The sequence below is a fragment of the Rhodoferax sp. WC2427 genome (assembly GCF_040822085.1).
In the GTDB taxonomy this organism is placed as follows: domain Bacteria; phylum Pseudomonadota; class Gammaproteobacteria; order Burkholderiales; family Burkholderiaceae_C; genus Rhodoferax_B.
Map to the genome: position 1 here is coordinate 141436 of NZ_CP162006.1, position 16067 is coordinate 157502.

The following is a 16067-nucleotide window of genomic DNA, read 5'->3' on the forward strand; positions in this document are numbered from 1 at the left end:
TCAACCGAAGGAACCGCCATGGCCAACCGCCTGACACAGATCGCCACCCGTACCGGCGACAACGGCACCACCGGCCTGGGCGACAACACCCGGGTCTCCAAAAACAGCCTGCGTGTGCACGCCATGGGCGATGTGGACGAGCTCAACAGCCACATCGGCCTGCTGCTGTGCGAGCCCCTGCCCGAGGGCGTGCGCGACCTGCTGGTGGAGGTGCAGCACCAGCTGTTTAACCTGGGCGGCGAGCTGTCCATCCCAGGCTTCGAGCTGCTCAAGCCCGAGGCTGTGCTGGCCCTGGACCAGGCTCTGGCCGAGCACAACGCCACGCTGCCGCGGCTGGCCGAATTCATCCTGCCCGCAGGCACCCGCGCCGCGTCGCAGGCCCACATCTGCCGCACCGTGGCCCGCCGCGCCGAACGCACCGTGGTGGCGCTGGAGCAGCAAGACGCGCTGAAAGACACGCCCCGGCACTACCTGAACCGGCTGAGCGATTTGCTGTTTGTGCTGGCCCGGGTGCTGAACCGCGTGGATGGCGGCGACGACGTGTACTGGAAGAGCGAGCGCATGGCGCGCAACGCCTGATTGCTATGGTTTAAGGAGCTGCTTGTGCTCGTGGAATAAGCACGGGCGGCACTTTTAGTTTAAATTTATCGCCGCCGCATAATCAGGCATCACGCATCCGAAAGCTGCCATGGGACACGCCGCACCACTTCCTGTTTTCACTGCTGCCGATTACCTCACCTGGGAACACGCGCAGACCGAACGCCACGAGTTTGTGGATGGCGAAGTGTTTGCCCTGGCGGGGGCGGAAGACCGGCATGTGAAGACCGCACTGAACATGGCCATCGCCCTGCACTAGCACCTGGGCGATACCCCGTGCGAAACCTATGTGAGCGACATGCGCGTGCATGTGGAGGCTGCCAACGCCTACTTTTACCCCGACGTGATGGTGACCTGCAGCCCGCACGATCTGGAAAGCCCCACCTTCAAAGCCGAGCCCAAGCTGATTGTCGAAGTGCTATCGCCCAGCACCGCCGGGTTCGACCGGGGGTTGAAGTTCACCCATTACCGCAGTCTGGCCAGCTTGCAGGAATACGTGCTGATCGACCTGGATACGCGCTTTACCGACCGCCACCGGAAAAGCCCCAACGGCTTGTGGGTGCTGCACCCGTTCGCCAAAGGCGAAACCATCGTGCTGGCCAGTGTGGGGCTGGAACTGACCGCCGCGCAATTGTTTGCCAAAGTGCCCGAGGCCTCTGCCGCTTAGGCGGCATGCGCCTCCCGCAAACACGCCTGCAGCGCCTTCGTCGCCCGTGACGGCTCGGGGCTGCGGCGCACGATGCCCAGAAACCGGCAGTCGTAGCGAAACAGGTCCGGCTGCACCGCCTGCATCTGCCCCTTGTGCACAAACCGTTCCGCGTAGTGGTCGGGCAGAAAACCCAGGTAGTGGCCCGACAGGATCAGCGTGGCGATCGACTCCTGGTCGAAGCCGGTGGCGGTGCGGGGCAGGCGCACGCGCTGGGTGATCTCCATGTTGGGCGAGTGGTAGCCCAGCCCGGCAAACGGGTAGCGGCGCAGGCCGTCCCAGTCCAGCGGCGCGGCACTGTGTGCGGCGTGCTGGGCACCGCCGTAGAGCAGCATGGTTTCGCCAAACAGGTCGTCGTAGACCAGGCTGTCGGAGCTGCGGTGGCCGGGAATCACGCCTACCTGGAACTGCCCGTCGATGACGCCGCGCTCGATGGTCTGGATGGGGGCCACGTGCAGGCACAGGCGCACATCCGGGGCCTGCGCGGCAAACTGGGCGATGGCGGCGCTGATGCGGGCCTGCGGGTTGCTGGCGGTCTGGTCGAACACCGCCAGGTGGATCTCGCCGCCCATGCGCTGGTGCAGCGCGTCCACGCTGGCGCGAAACGCCTCGGCCCCGGCCAGCAGGCGCAGCGTCTCGGTGTAGATCTGCTGGCCCTCTGGCGTGAGGGCAAAGCCGCTGCGGCCCCGGCGGCACAGGGTCAGGCCCAGGCGGGTTTCCAGGTCCTTGACGTGGCGGCTCACGGTGGAGGTGCCGATGTTCAGCTCCAGCTCGGCCGCCGCCATGCCCCCGCACTCGACCACGCTCTTGAACACCCGCAGCAGGCGGATGTCCATGTCGGTGAGTTGCCCCAGCACCGCCCGGTTCTTGGTTACTTGCATAAGTTGCTAACTACAGAGTGGTATTTAACTCTTTATGAGAGTAACAGGGGCGGCCAGAATCCGCCTGTTCTTTTTACATCCGGAGCGCGCCATGGACATGACCGATACACAGCAACTCAGCCCCCGTCCCCGTACCGATGCCGCCTGGCTCAACGCGCACTGGATGCCCTACACCGGCAACCGCAACTTCAAGGCCGACCCGCGCATCATCACCAGCGCCAAGGGCTGCTACTACACCGACATCGATGGCCGCCAGATCTTCGACGGCCTGTCCGGCCTGTGGTGTTCCGGCCTGGGCCATGGCCGCACCGAGTTGACTGCCGCCGCCACCCGCCAGATGGCTACGCTGGACTACGCGCCCGCGTTCCAGTTCGGCCACCCGCTGTCGTTCGAGCTGGCCAACAAGCTGGTCGAGCTGACCCCCGATGGCCTGGACCACGTGTTCTTTACCGGCTCGGGCTCCGAAGCCGCCGACACCTCGCTGAAGATGGCGCGCGCTTACTGGCGCACCAAGGGCCAGGCCAGCAAAACCCGCTTCATCGGCCGCGAAAAGGGCTACCACGGCGTGGGCTTTGGCGGCATTTCGGTGGGCGGCATCGGCGCCAACCGCAAGATGTTTGGCGAAGCCTTGCAGGCCGACCACCTGCCCCACACCCAGCTCAAAAGCAACGCCTTTTCGCGCGGCATGCCCAAGACTGGCGTGGAACTGGCCGACGAACTGCTGGACCTGATCACGCTGCACGACGCCAGCAACATCGCCGCGGTGATCGTCGAGCCCATGTCCGGCTCGGCCGGGGTCGTGGTGCCGCCGGTGGGCTACCTGCAGCGCCTGCGCGAGATCTGCACCGCGCACAACATCCTGCTGATTTTTGACGAAGTGATCACCGGCTTTGGCCGCATGGGCGCGATGAGCGGTGCCGAGGCCTTTGGCGTCACGCCCGACATCATGAACGTGGCCAAGCAGATCACCAACGGCTCCCAGCCCATGGGCGCGGTGCTGGTCGGCAAGGAAATCTACGACACCTTCATGCACGCCGGTGCGCCCGACTACATGCTGGAATTTGCCCACGGCTACACCTACTCCGCCCACCCCGTGGCCTGCGCCGTGGCCCTGGCCACGCTGGACATTCTGGTGGCCGAGGACATGCCCCAGCGCGTGCGCGCCATCGCCCCGCATTTCGAAAACGCCGTGCACAGCCTGCAAGGTGCCAAGCACGTCACCGACATCCGCAACTACGGCCTGGCCAGCGGCATCACCCTGGCCGCCTACCCCGGCGAGCCCGCCCGCCGCCCGTACGAGGTGGCGATGGCGATGTGGAAGAAAGGCTTTTACGTGCGCTACGGTGCAGACACCATCCAGATGGCCCCGCCGTTCGTGGTCACGCCCGCCGAGATCGACAGCATGGTGAATGCGCTGGGCGAGGTTTTGAACGCGAATTGATGTTCAGATGGGGCATGGAATAGGCCTCTACTGCCCATTCTATCGGCGTAAGAAGCTATCTAAATAATAGCTAAAAGCTCTCCGGCGTTTGCGTGTCCAGCGGCACGATGGTCTGCTGCAAACCCACCAAGGGGTTGTTCAGCCGCTCCACCATCATGCCGACCAGCCCCTGGGCCAGTTGCGGCAAGGGGTGCGATAGGGCCGCATGCAGGTCGCCGCTGCGCAGCCCTTCGCGTGCGTGCGGTGTCAGCTCGCGCACCACGCAAATCGGCCGGGTGCCAGGAGTTTCGCTGTAGTGCTCGCGCAGCGCCCGCACCACGCCGTCGATACCGCTGCCCGCGACCAACACCCCCACAATGTCTGGGTGCCGATGCAGCAGGTCGCGCGTGCCTTCTTCGGCCAGCTGGTCGCTCTCCAGCGTAAACAGCGGCTCCATCAGCTCGAAGCTCGGCGCGTGCTCGCGCACGTACGATCGAAAACTCATCTCGCACACTTCCTGGCATTGGAAACGGTGGCTGCCCACAAAGGTGACCAGCTTGCCCGGCATGTGCGCCATCCGCGTAATCAGCCAGGCGGCGGTGCGGCCTACGCTGCGATTGTCCAGCCCGGCGTAGCCTGCCCGGGCGGGCGTGCTCAGGTCGGAGATCAGCGCAAACACCGGCACGGCCTTGGCCTTGAGCCGCTCGATCTCGGCCCAGATCAGCGGGTGGTCCACAGCGACCAGGGCCACTGCATCGACGCGCTCGCCCATGTCCCGTAGCCGCAGCGATACCGCCTCGGGCGATAAATCGTCCATATAGGCGATCTGCGGCGTGGTGCAGAACTCGCTATGCGACTCGGTCGCCACGGCCAGCGACTCACCTATCTCCTGGTAGAAGGCCGCATCGGAGCGCTGCAGCAGAAAGCCCAGCGTGTGGCGCACCCGTTTACCGCGCACGCGCTCGCGGATCACGCTCGCCGCGTGGAAACCGATGGATTCGGCCACCGCGTGGATGCGTTCGGCCGTATCGCGCCGCACGGGAGCCCGGCCATTGAGCACGCGGTCCACGGTAGAGAGGCTGACTCCGGCGGCTTTGGCTACGTCGGCAATGGTTACGCGGCCAGGGTGGAGTTCGGTTGGAAGGTTGTTTGACATATTACTTTCAATACTAACCCTAATCAAATGACAGTCTATGACAGTTTTCATTTCATTTAGACATTTTTTTCTAATCCCGCTCCCATAATTCGCACCAGAGCGCCATGGGACCCCCCCACCAGCGCCAACTAGGAGACACAGGTGCTGATGAAAACCCAACCCGACGGTCTGGTGCTGGAGATGCGCAAGATCACCAAGTCCTTCCCCGGCGTGAAGGCGCTGGATGGCGTGAACCTGCAGGTGCGTGCGGGCTCGGTACACGTGCTGGTGGGCGAAAACGGCGCAGGCAAGTCCACGCTGATGAAGGTGTTGAGCGGCGAGCACGCGGTGGATGCAGGCGAGATATTCTTCAAGGGCGTGCAGCTCACGCACCAGAACACCCGCGCCGCGCTGGAGCTGGGCATCGCCATGATCCACCAGGAGCTCAGCCCGGTGCTGGACATGACGATTGCCGAAAACATCTTCCTGGGCCGCGAACCGGTGCACAGCCGGTGGCTGGGCCTGTTTGTGGACTTTGCCCGCATGGAGGCCGAAACCCAGGCCCTGCTGGACCGCCTGGGCCTGCCCTACCGGGCCGACCAGAAGATGCGTGAACTCAGCATTGCGGGCATGCAGTTGGTGGAGATTGCCAAGGCCATCTCGCGCAACGCCGCGCTGGTGATCATGGACGAGCCCACCTCGGCCATCAGCGACACCGAGGTGGCGATGCTGTTCAGCCAGATCGCCGACCTGAAAGCGCGCGGTGTGGCCATCATCTACATCACCCACAAGATGGACGAGATTTTCCAGATTGCGGACGACATCACCATCATCCGCGACGGCCAGTACGTCGGCTCGGGCCCAGCCGCCGACTACGACCAGAACCGCCTGATCGGCCTGATGGTGGGCCGCACCATCAGCAGCATCTTCCCCAAAGAAGCCGTGCCCATCGGCGAGGTGGCCCTGTCGGTGCGCGGTGCTACCCGCCACGGCGTGTTCAAAGACATCAGCTTCGAGGTGCGCAAGGGCGAGATCGTCGGCCTGGCCGGGCTGATTGGTGCGGGCCGCACCGAGGTGGTCCGGGCGATTTTTGGCCTGGACCGGCTGGACGCGGGCGAGGTCTGGCTGGGCGGCCAGAAGCTGGAATTGACCAAACCGACGGATGCCATCCGCCACGGCATTGCCATGGTGTCCGAAGACCGAAAGGCCGAAGGCTTGGTGCTGTGCCGCTCGGTGCAGGAAAACATTTCTATGGCTAATCTGGAAAAGTTTGCCCCTGGATTATTTTTGGATTTGAAAGCCGAAACCGCATCCGGCGAGCATATGCGCAAACTGCTGCAAATAAAAACCGCTGGTCTAAATACCACCGTCGGCACATTAAGCGGTGGTAATCAACAAAAAATCGCCATTGCCAAATGGCTGCTGCGCGATTTAAGCGTATTGATATTGGACGAACCCACACGCGGAATCGACGTGGGCTCCAAATCCGAAATACACAAACTCATGACCCATTTTGCAAAACAAGGCCTGGCCATCATCATGATTTCTTCCGAACTGCCCGAGGTATTGGGCATGAGCGACCGCATTGTGGTCATGCAGGAAGGAAGAATGCGCGGCGAATTATCCCGCGATATGGCCAACCAGGAAAACATCATGGCCCTGGCCACCGGAGCACAGGCATGAACACCGCGATTTCCACCCCACCCCGTGAGACACCCACTATGCTTTCCAAAATAAAAAATATGGGCTTTTCCGAGATCTACCGCAAGTACGGCACTATTTTGATATTTATCGGTATTTTTGTTTTGTCCTCATTTTTGAACGAAACATTTTTGACCACCGGTAACTTGACCAATGTATTACGCCAGGTAGTGGTGGTTAGCTTGTTGGCCTGTGGCGTGACATTTATTATTATTTTGGGCCACATCGATGTGTCGCTGGGTTCGGTGCTGGCACTGACCGGCACCCTCGCCGCCAGCGTGATGTCACTGACAGGAAATATTTACCTCGCAATTTCGGCGGGAATTGGTTCCGGCATAGTCGTGGGGCTGGTTAACGGGTATGTCATCACTTACTTCAAGATCCCGTCCTTCATCATGACCCTAGCCATGACCACCGTGGCGCGGGGGGCGATTTTGTTGTACACGGCGGGCGTGCCGGTCAGCGGTCTGGGCGATTTCCAGGTGATTGGCCAGGGCAATATTGGGCCGGTGCCTATTTCGGTATTGATATTGATATTCGTGGTGATGGTGTCCTGGGTATTGCTGAACCGTACCAAGTTTGGCCGCCACGTATACGCTGTGGGCGGCAATGCCAAGGCTGCATTGGCATCGGGTATCAATACCGATGGTGTATTGCGCCGGGCCTTTGTATTCAACGGAATATTGGTATCTATTGCCGGTATTGTGCTGATGTCGCGGATTAACTCCGGCCAGCCAGCCGGGGGTGTGGCCTATGAATTTGATGCGATTACTGCCGTGGTGGTGGGCGGAACCAGTTTGATGGGAGGCACCGGCACGATTACCGGCACAGTCATTGGGGCCATGATTATCGGCGTGATAAACAATATTTTGAACTTGATGAATGTCAGCTCGTACTGGCAGCAAATAGTCAAGGGCGTGATTATTGCCGTGGCGGTGATCCTAGATGTTAAAACTAAATCCGGCAGTGCCCGTAAAAAATCTTGATTTACCGCACCACTATTTTGAAGGGGTACCTATCGAACGATGCACACCACGCTGTTTTCGGTTACACGGTTTTGAGACAGCCGTAACCCTGTGCGGATGAACTTCGCACTAAACCACAAGTAATACATACCAGGAAATCACCATGAAAAAATTTATCGTCACCGCCGCCGCTTGCGCCGTTTTGATCGCCGTCGGCTCGGGTGCCGCCTTCGCCCAGTCCAAGAAATTCGTTGTTGGTTACGCCAATCTGGCCGACACCGATGTGTTCACCATGAGCCGCAAGAACGCCTTCATCGAAGCCGCCAAGGCCGATGCCAATGTCAGCGTGTCGTTTGCCGACGCGGGCGGCGATGCCAGCAAGCAGCTCGACCAGATCGACAATTTCATCGCCCAGAAGGTCAACGCCATCGTCATCGTGCCGGTGGACTACCAGGGCATCGTGCCGGGCGTGGAAAAAGCCAACAAGGCCGGCATTCCGGTGATCGCGCTGGGGATTGAGTCCGCCGGTGGCAAGTTCACCTTTGTCGGCTCCAAGAACCTGGACGCAGGCCGCATGCAAGGCGAGTTCATGGCCAAGCAGTTGCCCAAGAACGCCCAGATCGTCTACCTGCAAGGCCAGCCCGGCCTATATCACTCCAAGGAGCGCCTGGAAGGCTTCACCAAAGCCTTGGCCAGCCGCACCGACGTGAAGGTGCTGGCCAACCTGCCCGCCAACTACGACCGCGCCGAAGGAATGAAGATCACCGAAGACTGGGTGCAGAAGTTCCCCAAGTTCGACGCGCTCATCGCCGCCAACGACCAAATGGCCCTGGGTGCCTTGCAAGCGCTCAAGACCGCGGGTCGCAAGGGGGTGATGATTTCCGGCATCGACGGTGTCAAGGACGCGCTGGATGCCATCAAGGCGGGCGACATGTCGCAGTCCATCTTCCAGAACGCCAAGGGCCAGGCCCAGGGCGCGTTTGATGTGGTCGAGATGATCAAGAAGGGCGAGCCCGCCCCGAAAGAAAAGCTGATTCCGTTCGAATCCATCGTCAAAGACAACGTTGCCAACTACAGCAAATAAAGCCCCGGCCCGGTGGCCACACCGCCGGGCATTCCATTCCTTTGAAAGACACCCCATGGAACTCAGAATTGGCGTGATTGGCTGCGGTGCCATCGGCCAGGACCACGCACTGCGCATTCACCGCAAACTCGGCGGCGCACGCATCGTGGCCCTCAACGACATTAACCTGGCGGCGACGCACGCCTTTAACGATGCCTCCGGCCTGGGTGCCAAGGTGTTTGAGAACTACGAGGACCTCATCAACGCGCCGGATGTCGATGCGCTGCTGGTCGCGTCCTGGGGCCCGGCCCACGCCGACCAGTTGCTGGCCTGCATTGCCGCGGGCAAGCCTGTGTTCTGCGAAAAACCCATGACCACCTCCGCCGAAAGCGGTCTGCGCGTGGTGGAGGCCGAGGTGCAGGCCGGCAAGAAGCTGGTGCAGGTGGGCTTCATGCGCCGGTTTGACGCGGGCTACCGCGCCCTGAAAAAGACCCTGGATGCAGGCACGATTGGCGATGCGCTGATGGTGCACTGCGCCCACCGCAACCCTAGCGTGCCCGAGATGTACGTCGGCGACATGTGCATCACCGATACCTTCGTACACGAGATCGATGTGCTGCGATGGCTGCTGGACGACGACTACGTCAGCGCCCAGGTGGTAGAGGGCCGCAAGAGCCGCAATTCCCACGTCGGCCTGCACGACCCGGTGATGGTGCTGCTGGAAACCAGCAAGGGCATCCGCATCGACACCGAAATTTTCGTCGGCTGCCGCTTTGGCTACGACATCCAGTGCCAGGTAGTGGGCGAAATGGGCGCTGCCAATCTGCCCGAACCCGCCAGCGTGGCCTTGCGCCTGGAAGGCCGTGCGTCTACCGCTATCCAGACCGACTGGAAGCAGCGCTTCATCGATGCCTACGACGTGGAACTGCAGGAGTGGATCAATGCCACCCAGCGCGGCCAGGTCAACGGCCCCACCGCCTGGGACGGCTATTTCGCCTCCGCCACCGCCGAAGCCTGCGTGGAAGCGCGGCACAGCAAGGCCATCGTGCCGATTTCCTTGGCCCAACGGCCAGCCTTTTACGCCAAATAAATCTTTCTGGAAACCATCGTGAAACTGTCTATCTGCACCGACGTCTACAACAACCTCTCCTACCCCGACATGCTGGACAAGGTGAAATTCCTGGGTCTCAACGCTGTCGAAATGACCGCAGGCGGCTGGGCCAGTTGCCCCCATGTGCCTACCGCCGAACTACTGGCCAGTGAAAGCAAACTGATCGCCTTCCAGGCCGAGCTGGAAAAGCGCGGCATGTACATCGCGGCCCTCAACTGCTCCGGCAACCCGCTCAGCCCCGGCGAAATGGGCGAGAAGCACACCCAATCGAGCTATGACACCATCGTCCTGGCGGGCAAGCTCGGGGTCAAGAAAGTAGTGATGATGTCCGGCTGCCCCGCAGGTGCACCCGGCGATAAGACCCCCAACTGGATCACCTCCACCGTGTCCTGGCCCGACTACATGGCCCCCGCGCTGGACTACCAGTGGAACGAGGTGGCGATTCCGTGGTGGACCAAGTTCGTCGCACACTGCCAGGCCCACGGTGTGGAGCAGATCGCCATCGAAGAATTCCCCTGCATGCTGGTCTACAACCCGGCCACGCTGTGGCGGCTGCGCAATGCGGTTGGCCCCACGGTCGGCATCAACCTGGACCCATCGCACCTGATCGCCATGGGTGCCGACCCCATCGCCGCGGCCCGTAACCTCAAGGGCGCGCTGTTCCACATCCACGGGAAAGATGCGCGCATCGAGCGCGGCCTGGCCGACATCAACGGCCTGCTGGAAACCCAGCCCGTCACCGCGCCCGAGAGCCGCAGCTGGAACTACGTGGCCGTGGGCTGCGGCAAAGACCTGCAGTGGTGGAAAGAGTTCTTCTCGGTCTGCCGCATGGGCGGCTACGACGGCTATGTCTCGCTGGAAATGGAAGACCTGACCATGTCGATCGAAGCCGGAGTTTTAACCTCCATCAACGCGTTGCAGCAAACCATCAGCCAATAAACCCAGAAAGCCATTGGACACCCCATGCGCATCGCCCTCGACCCCTACATGCACCGTCACCTCTCGCTGCCCGAGCTCTGCCGCAAGACGGCCGAGCTGGGCTACGAGCACATCGAACTCTCGCCGCGTGCCGACTTTCTGGAATGGTGGGCCCAGCCGCGCGTCTATCCCGAGCGCATCCAGGGCTTCAAAAAAGCCCTGAAAGACCATGGCGTGAAGCTGGCCACGCTGCAGCCCATGTACCGCTGGTCCAGCCCGCTGGAAGACGAGCGTCTGGCGGCGATGCGCTATTGGAAAAAGGCCATCCAGGTCGCGGTGGAGATGGACTGCGACACCATGATTTCCGAGTTTGGCCGGGGTGCCTCGCCCGAGCGCTCGGCCCTGCAAAATTTCAATACGGCTGAGACCTGCGAGGCGGCGTTCTGGCGCTCCATGGATGAGCTGATCCCCATCTTCGAGCGCGAAGGCGTGGTGTTGTCGATCGAGCCGCACCCCGAAGACTGGATCGAAACCATGGCCCCGGCCATCGACATCGTGCGCTCCATCGGCTCGTCCGGCGTCAAGCTGTCGTACATCGCGCCACACACCTTCTACTACGGAGACGACATGGCCGCCATGCTGCGCGCTGCCGCCCCGGTGCTGGCCCATGTGCGCGTGGCCGACACCTTCAACCACCGCGACTCCTCCGGCCTGCGCTACGTGGTCAACCCGCCGGGTGCCAAGGTGCGGGTGCACCAGCACCTGGACATGGGCAAAGGCGAGATCGACTGGGATGTGTTCTTTGGTACCCTGGCCGAGATCGGTTTTGACGGCGTGCTGTCGAGCTGCGTGTTTGGCTGGGACGAACGGGCCGACGACTCGTCGCACTTCATGCGCAGCGAAATTCAGCGCTATCTGGATAAGCACAAAAAGTGACCACGCCGCCCACCCAGATCGAGCCGCTGCTGGCTCACATCGGTAGCGAGTTCGGGGCTTTGAGCAAGCAGCTCAAAACCATCGCCCACTACGTAGCCCAGCACCCCGACACGCTGGGCGGCGAGAAGATCGAGAACCTGGCGCGCAGCTGCAACGTCCAGCCCTCGGCCGTGGTGCGCTTTGCCAAGCACTTCGGCTTCCACGGATACCGTGACTTCAAGGCGGTGTTCCGGAGCAGTGTCCAAAGTTAAAGCTTTTTAGGCTGCCTGCGCTTATAGAGTAAGCACAAGCAGCTATCTATTTCGTAGCTTTCGTGCTGGCAGGCTTGCGCGCCCGTTTGGCCGCGGCGGGGCCAGCGGACACCGGCGTCAGGCGCGAGAAGATCGGCCCTTGCACGTCGCCCAGCAGCGGCAGCGGGGCGAAGGCAATGGCTTCGGCCTCGGCTTCGGGCAGGCCGAAGCCGGTCAGCACGCAGCGCATCATCTGCTCGGGGTGGTGGTCGTGCGTGGGTTCTGTCAGCATGGTCTCGATGCCGAAAAAGATGGTGCCCAGCACCACGTCGCGGGCCACCCGCACGTTGTCGATCTTCAGGCGCTGCTGGGCGATGGCCTCCAGCAAATCGCGGTTCAGGTACACGTCGATCAGCTGCCCGCGCGCCGCCACCCGGGTGCCCACGCGGGTGATGAAAGCCCCCCACAGCGGATAGCGCATGGCGGTTTGCATGTACAGCCGCGAACCCGCCGAAAAGCGCGCCACCGGGTCGCTGAACTGCCGCACCGCCGGGTCCACCACCTGCAGGATTTCGTCGCTCATGCCACCGGCCACGGCCAGCAGCAGCTCCGAGGTGGTGCGAAAGTAGTTGTAGAAGGTGCCGCGCGACACCTGGGCGGCGGCAATGAAATCTTCAATCGCCGCGGTGTCTGGCCCCTTTTCGGCCAGCACCGTCAGCGCGCTCTCGATGAGGCGCAACCGCGTGGCCTCGCGCCGCTGCGCCCCCACCCGCACACGGTGGTCTTCCACCCCTGGTTTCTCTTCCGCTTTGTTCATGGGCCAAGGTTACACGACCCGCCGCCGCCGCTGCAGCATGCCACGGAGTGGGTGAAAACCCCTATCAAATTGTGCAAGTCGTCATATTGACGATGTGTGCAATTTAAATAAAAATCCAGCCATCACCAACCCCCCACGATCTGGAGACTCCCATGAAACTATTCCGCCACGGCCCCGCAGGCCAAGAGAAGCCCGGCGCTGTCGATGCCCAGGGCCAACTGCGCGACCTGTCGCTGCTGGTGCCCGACCTCAGCCCCGAATGGCTGGCCCCGGAGCGCCTGCACGCCCTGGCCGCCATCGACCTGCAACGCATGCCCCTGGTGGCCGCAGACACGCGCATCGGCTGCCCGGTGAACGGTGTGCGCCAGTTCGTGGCCATCGGCCTGAACTACCGCAAGCACGCGCTCGAATCCGGCCACGACATCCCCAAGGAACCGGTGGTGTTCACCAAGGCATTGACCTCGCTGGCCGGCCCGAACGACGACGTGACCCTGCCCGAGGGCTCGGTGGCGGGCGACTGGGAGATTGAGCTGGGCATCGTCATCGGCAGCGTGGCGCGCCAGGTGCCGGTGGACCAGGCCCTGGCCCACGTGGCAGGCTACGTGCTGGCCAACGACGTGTCCGAGCGCGGCTGGCAGATCAAGCGCAATGGCCAATGGGGCAAGGGCAAGAGCTTTGACGGCTTTGGCCCCATCGGCCCCTGGCTGGTCACTGCCGACGAGCTGCCCGACCCGCAAACCATCCCGCTGGAGCTGCGCGTCAACGGCGAAGTGCGCCAGCGCAGCAACACCGCCGACATGATCTTCAATGTGGCCGAAGTGGTGTCCTACCTCAGCCAGTTCATGACCCTGCTGCCCGGCGACGTGGTGATCACCGGCACCCCCGAAGGCGTAGGCCTGGGCATGAAGCCGCCGCAGTTTCTGGCGCGCGGCGACGTGATGACCCTGTCGGCCGGCGTGCTTGGCACCCAGCGCCAACAGGTGCGCTAAACCGTCCAAACCCTGTGTGAAAGATGCCGCCCGCAGAGGCGGCGGGGACAGCCACGTCCGCAAAAAAGTGGGAGACAAAGATGGCAGACTTTCTCGCCGTGCACTCGGTGCACGAATTCGTATTCAGCGTGCCCGACCTGGCGCAGGCGCGGCATTTCTACACCAGCTTCGGCCTGGAGGTGCGCGAGGAGGGCCCAGGCCTGGCGCTGTACACCCAGGGCCACCCGCACCGCTGGGCGCGCATTCTGCCCGGTACGGCCAAGCGTCTGCTGTGGGTGAGCTACGGCATCCATGCGGCAGACCAGGCCCGCTTCGCGCAGCATCTGGCGGCGCTGGAGATCCCCCGCATTGCGCCGTGCGAAGGGGCGGGCGGTGTGTGGATCGCTGGCCCGGACCGGTTGCCGCTGCAGCTTGTGGTGGCCGAGAAATCTTCGCCCTCGGCCCCCGTGCCCCGCGTGATGCCTCCGCAAACCGGCTCCGCAGGCCGGGCCCTCAACCGCAGCGCGATCCAACCGATTGCGCCGCTGCACCTGTCGCACATCCTGATGTTCAGCGCCAACGTGGTGGAGGCCGTGCAGTTCTACACCACCGTGCTGGGCCTGCGCCTGTCCGACAGCTCGGGGCCGGTCATTGGCTTCATGCACAGCCCGCACGGCAGCGACCACCACCTGATCGCGCTGGCCCTGTCGGGCGGCGGCGGGCTGCACCACAGCAGCTGGACGGTGCCGTCGCTGGATGCCGTGGGCCTGGGCGCGCAGCAGATGGCGCAGGCCGGTTACGCGCAGGGCTGGGGCCTGGGCCGCCACGTGCTGGGCTCCAACTACTTCCGCTACGTGCGCGACCCCTGGGGCAGCTATGCCGAGTACTCGTTCGACATCGACTACATCCCCGCGGGCATGGAATGGCCCAGCGCCGACCACCCCATCGAGGACTCGCTCTACACCTGGGGCCCGCCGCCGCCCGACGACTTTGTGACCAATTTTGAGCTAACCGTTTGATCCCCCGGAGACCCACCATGCAAACAGAAATTCCGATGTACGACGTAGTGCAGATCGGCTACGGCCCGGTCAGCGAAATCATGGCCCTGGCGCTGGCCCGCCAGGGCCGCAGCGTGGCCGTGTTCGAGCGCTGGCGCGAACGCTTCAGCCTGCCGCGCGCGGTGTGCATAGACCACGAGCTGTACCGTGTGCTGTCGGCCTTGGGCATGGGCGAGGATTTGCCCGCCGTGAGCCACGCCGGGCCGATGTACCGCTGGTTCAACGCCGAATGGAAGGAGCTGCTGGCCATCGACTGGGAATCCGAGTCCATCTCCGGCGGGCCCGAGGTCAACTTCATCCACCAGCCCACGCTGGAAAAAATGTTCGAAGACGTGGTGGCCGCCTGCCCGAATGTAGAGGTGAACCTGGGCTGGGAGGCCGTGGCCGCCACCCAGACCGCCGACTACGTGGAACTCACGGTGCGCGACTTTGCCACCGACGCGCGCCGCACCGTGCGGGCCCAATACCTCATCGGGGCCGACGGTGCCAACAGCCTGGTGCGCCAGGCCATAGGCTCCACCCAGGAGGACCGCGGTTTCGAGGCCGACTGGCTGGTGATCGACGTGCTGCCGTTTGATGGCGTAGTGCTGGACATCCCGCCCGCCGCCCAGTACTGCAACCCGCTGCGCCCCACCACCATCGTGCCCGCAGGCGTAAAGGATGGCCGCTACTTCCGCCGCTGGGAATTCATGCGCCTGCCGGGTGAACAGCGCGAAGACCTGGAGCTGGAAAGCCGCGCCTGGGAACTGCTGGCCCCCTGGGTGCAGCCCCACCAGGCCAGCATCGTGCGGCACAAGGTCTACACCTTCCGCTCGCTGCTGGCCAACACCTGGCGCAAGGGCCGCATGCTGATTGCGGGCGACGCCGCCCACGTGATGCCACCCTTCATGGGGCAGGGCATGTGCGCCGGGCTGCGCGACGACTGGAACCTGGCCTGGAAGCTCAACCTGGTGCTGGACGGCAAGGCCAGCGATGCGCTGCTCGACACCTACCAGCCCGAGCGCCGCCCGCACGTCAGCGATGTGATCGATTTGTCGATGTACCTGGGCAAGGTGATCTGCATCCCCGATCCGGCCCAAGCCGCCGAGCGGGATGCCGCCTTCTTCAGCGGCCAGGCCGCCCCGCCGCCGCCGTTTCCCAGCCTCACGGCGGGCATTCTGCGCCATGGCGCGGACGGCAGGCTGCAGGCACCCGCAGGCCTGCTCAGCCCGCACGGCACCGTGCGCCGGGGCACGCAGCAGGGCCGGTTTGACGCGATGGTGGGCCTGGGCTTTGTGCTCGTCTCCACCGTGGACATCACTTTGGGCGCGGCCCAACACCAGTTTCTGGATGCCCTGGGAACCCGGCGCGTGGTGATCACCGCCGACGGCGCGGCACCCGGCAGCTGGGCCGATGTGGACCATAAGTTCCTGCCCTACATGGCGCAGCACGGCATCACCGCGATGCTGGTGCGGCCCGACTTCTACCTGTACGGCGCAGTCGCGCAGGCCGAAGACACCCCCGATTTAGTAGACGACCTGGCCGCTGATCTGCAGCGCCACGGTGTCCATGTGATTTAACC

At 63.2% G+C, this 16067-nt stretch carries 17 protein-coding genes; 14 read left to right on the forward strand and 3 right to left on the reverse strand.

Going from position 1 to position 16067, the window contains the following annotated elements:
* Positions 1–18 precede the first annotated feature (18 nt).
* From AB3G31_RS00640 to AB3G31_RS00650, 3 genes are all read left to right on the forward strand, one after another.
* Entirely contained in the window at positions 19–579 is a 561-nt protein-coding gene (locus tag AB3G31_RS00640) for a cob(I)yrinic acid a,c-diamide adenosyltransferase (RefSeq protein ID WP_367848319.1), read from the forward strand.
* A 109-nt stretch (positions 580–688) separates the two neighbouring features.
* Entirely contained in the window at positions 689–856 is a 168-nt protein-coding gene (locus AB3G31_RS00645; protein WP_367848320.1) for a hypothetical protein, read from the forward strand.
* 39 nt (positions 857–895) lie between these two features.
* On the forward strand, positions 896–1264 hold the full coding sequence (locus AB3G31_RS00650; protein WP_367850270.1) for a Uma2 family endonuclease: 369 nt from the start codon (positions 896–898) through the stop codon (positions 1262–1264).
* On the opposite strand, the gene AB3G31_RS00655 is transcribed toward AB3G31_RS00650, so the two are convergent.
* Positions 1261–2184, reverse strand: coding sequence for a LysR family transcriptional regulator (locus AB3G31_RS00655; protein WP_367848321.1), 924 nt, complete (start codon positions 2182–2184; stop codon positions 1261–1263). The genes AB3G31_RS00650 and AB3G31_RS00655 overlap by 4 nt on opposite strands.
* 91 nt (positions 2185–2275) lie before the next feature.
* Here AB3G31_RS00655 and AB3G31_RS00660 point away from each other — a divergent pair, with 91 nt between their 5' ends.
* A complete protein-coding gene (locus AB3G31_RS00660; protein WP_367848322.1) occupies positions 2276–3625 on the forward strand; it encodes an aspartate aminotransferase family protein in 1350 nt (449 codons plus the stop codon).
* Positions 3626–3695: 70 nt separating this feature from the next.
* Here the strand turns inward: AB3G31_RS00660 and AB3G31_RS00665 are convergent, their stop codons facing one another.
* A complete protein-coding gene (locus AB3G31_RS00665; protein ID WP_367848323.1) occupies positions 3696–4760 on the reverse strand; it encodes a LacI family DNA-binding transcriptional regulator in 1065 nt (354 codons plus the stop codon).
* Positions 4761–4907: 147 nt separating this feature from the next.
* Here AB3G31_RS00665 and AB3G31_RS00670 point away from each other — a divergent pair, with 147 nt between their 5' ends.
* From AB3G31_RS00670 to AB3G31_RS00700, 7 genes are all read left to right on the forward strand, one after another.
* The gene (locus AB3G31_RS00670; protein ID WP_367848324.1) at positions 4908–6422 is read left to right on the forward strand and encodes a sugar ABC transporter ATP-binding protein; all 1515 of its coding nucleotides are present in this window, start codon (positions 4908–4910) and stop codon (positions 6420–6422) included.
* The gene (locus tag AB3G31_RS00675) at positions 6419–7426 is read left to right on the forward strand and encodes an ABC transporter permease (protein WP_367848325.1); all 1008 of its coding nucleotides are present in this window, start codon (positions 6419–6421) and stop codon (positions 7424–7426) included. The genes AB3G31_RS00670 and AB3G31_RS00675 overlap by 4 nt, the downstream gene beginning before the upstream one ends.
* A 142-nt stretch (positions 7427–7568) precedes the next feature.
* Positions 7569–8489: a sugar ABC transporter substrate-binding protein gene (locus tag AB3G31_RS00680; protein ID WP_367848326.1), complete on the forward strand. Its 921-nt coding sequence runs from the start codon at positions 7569–7571 to the stop codon at positions 8487–8489.
* A gap of 55 nt (positions 8490–8544) precedes the next feature.
* Positions 8545–9558 carry a Gfo/Idh/MocA family protein gene (locus AB3G31_RS00685; protein WP_367848327.1) on the forward strand — a complete coding sequence of 338 codons (1014 nt, stop codon included), beginning with the start codon at positions 8545–8547 and terminating at the stop codon, positions 9556–9558.
* 18 nt (positions 9559–9576) lie between these two features.
* The gene (locus tag AB3G31_RS00690; protein ID WP_367848328.1) at positions 9577–10518 is read left to right on the forward strand and encodes a sugar phosphate isomerase/epimerase family protein; all 942 of its coding nucleotides are present in this window, start codon (positions 9577–9579) and stop codon (positions 10516–10518) included.
* A gap of 24 nt (positions 10519–10542) precedes the next feature.
* Positions 10543–11433, forward strand: a complete 891-nt coding sequence (locus AB3G31_RS00695; RefSeq protein WP_367848329.1) for a sugar phosphate isomerase/epimerase family protein — start codon at positions 10543–10545, stop codon at positions 11431–11433.
* Positions 11430–11684 (forward strand): MurR/RpiR family transcriptional regulator, encoded by a 255-nt coding sequence (locus AB3G31_RS00700; RefSeq protein WP_367848330.1) that lies wholly within the window; start codon positions 11430–11432, stop codon positions 11682–11684. The genes AB3G31_RS00695 and AB3G31_RS00700 overlap by 4 nt, the downstream gene beginning before the upstream one ends.
* Before the next feature lie 46 nt (positions 11685–11730).
* On the opposite strand, the gene AB3G31_RS00705 is transcribed toward AB3G31_RS00700, so the two are convergent.
* Positions 11731–12480: a TetR/AcrR family transcriptional regulator gene (locus AB3G31_RS00705; protein WP_367848331.1), complete on the reverse strand. Its 750-nt coding sequence runs from the start codon at positions 12478–12480 to the stop codon at positions 11731–11733.
* 152 nt (positions 12481–12632) lie between these two features.
* On the opposite strand from AB3G31_RS00705, the gene AB3G31_RS00710 reads away from it, so the two are divergent.
* The 3 genes from AB3G31_RS00710 to AB3G31_RS00720 all read left to right on the forward strand — a co-directional run bounded on the left by AB3G31_RS00710 (position 12633) and on the right by AB3G31_RS00720 (position 16065).
* Positions 12633–13469 (forward strand): fumarylacetoacetate hydrolase family protein, encoded by an 837-nt coding sequence (locus AB3G31_RS00710; RefSeq protein ID WP_367848332.1) that lies wholly within the window; start codon positions 12633–12635, stop codon positions 13467–13469.
* Positions 13470–13549: 80 nt separating this feature from the next.
* The gene (locus tag AB3G31_RS00715) at positions 13550–14467 is read left to right on the forward strand and encodes a VOC family protein (RefSeq protein WP_367848333.1); all 918 of its coding nucleotides are present in this window, start codon (positions 13550–13552) and stop codon (positions 14465–14467) included.
* A 17-nt stretch (positions 14468–14484) separates the two neighbouring features.
* Positions 14485–16065 carry a bifunctional 3-(3-hydroxy-phenyl)propionate/3-hydroxycinnamic acid hydroxylase gene (locus AB3G31_RS00720; RefSeq protein ID WP_367848334.1) on the forward strand — a complete coding sequence of 527 codons (1581 nt, stop codon included), beginning with the start codon at positions 14485–14487 and terminating at the stop codon, positions 16063–16065.
* The last annotated feature ends 2 nt before the right edge of the window (positions 16066–16067 follow it).

Bases quoted from the DNA above. Each gene is read 5' to 3' on its own strand.
- AB3G31_RS00710 (WP_367848332.1), top strand. From the start codon at position 12,633: ATGAAACTATTCCGCCACGGCCCCGCAGGCCAAGAGAAGCCCGGCGCT.
- AB3G31_RS00675 (WP_367848325.1), top strand. From the start codon at position 6,419: ATGAACACCGCGATTTCCACCCCACCCCGTGAGACACCCACTATGCTT.
- AB3G31_RS00685 (WP_367848327.1), top strand. From the start codon at position 8,545: ATGGAACTCAGAATTGGCGTGATTGGCTGCGGTGCCATCGGCCAGGAC.
- AB3G31_RS00645 (WP_367848320.1), top strand. From the start codon at position 689: ATGGGACACGCCGCACCACTTCCTGTTTTCACTGCTGCCGATTACCTC.
- AB3G31_RS00665 (WP_367848323.1), bottom strand. From the start codon at position 4,760: ATGTCAAACAACCTTCCAACCGAACTCCACCCTGGCCGCGTAACCATT.
- AB3G31_RS00715 (WP_367848333.1), top strand. From the start codon at position 13,550: ATGGCAGACTTTCTCGCCGTGCACTCGGTGCACGAATTCGTATTCAGC.
- AB3G31_RS00680 (WP_367848326.1), top strand. From the start codon at position 7,569: ATGAAAAAATTTATCGTCACCGCCGCCGCTTGCGCCGTTTTGATCGCC.
- AB3G31_RS00660 (WP_367848322.1), top strand. From the start codon at position 2,276: ATGGACATGACCGATACACAGCAACTCAGCCCCCGTCCCCGTACCGAT.
- AB3G31_RS00705 (WP_367848331.1), bottom strand. From the start codon at position 12,480: ATGAACAAAGCGGAAGAGAAACCAGGGGTGGAAGACCACCGTGTGCGG.
- AB3G31_RS00650 (WP_367850270.1), top strand. From the start codon at position 896: ATGCGCGTGCATGTGGAGGCTGCCAACGCCTACTTTTACCCCGACGTG.
- AB3G31_RS00670 (WP_367848324.1), top strand. From the start codon at position 4,908: ATGAAAACCCAACCCGACGGTCTGGTGCTGGAGATGCGCAAGATCACC.
- AB3G31_RS00655 (WP_367848321.1), bottom strand. From the start codon at position 2,184: ATGCAAGTAACCAAGAACCGGGCGGTGCTGGGGCAACTCACCGACATG.
- AB3G31_RS00720 (WP_367848334.1), top strand. From the start codon at position 14,485: ATGCAAACAGAAATTCCGATGTACGACGTAGTGCAGATCGGCTACGGC.
- AB3G31_RS00640 (WP_367848319.1), top strand. From the start codon at position 19: ATGGCCAACCGCCTGACACAGATCGCCACCCGTACCGGCGACAACGGC.
- AB3G31_RS00695 (WP_367848329.1), top strand. From the start codon at position 10,543: ATGCGCATCGCCCTCGACCCCTACATGCACCGTCACCTCTCGCTGCCC.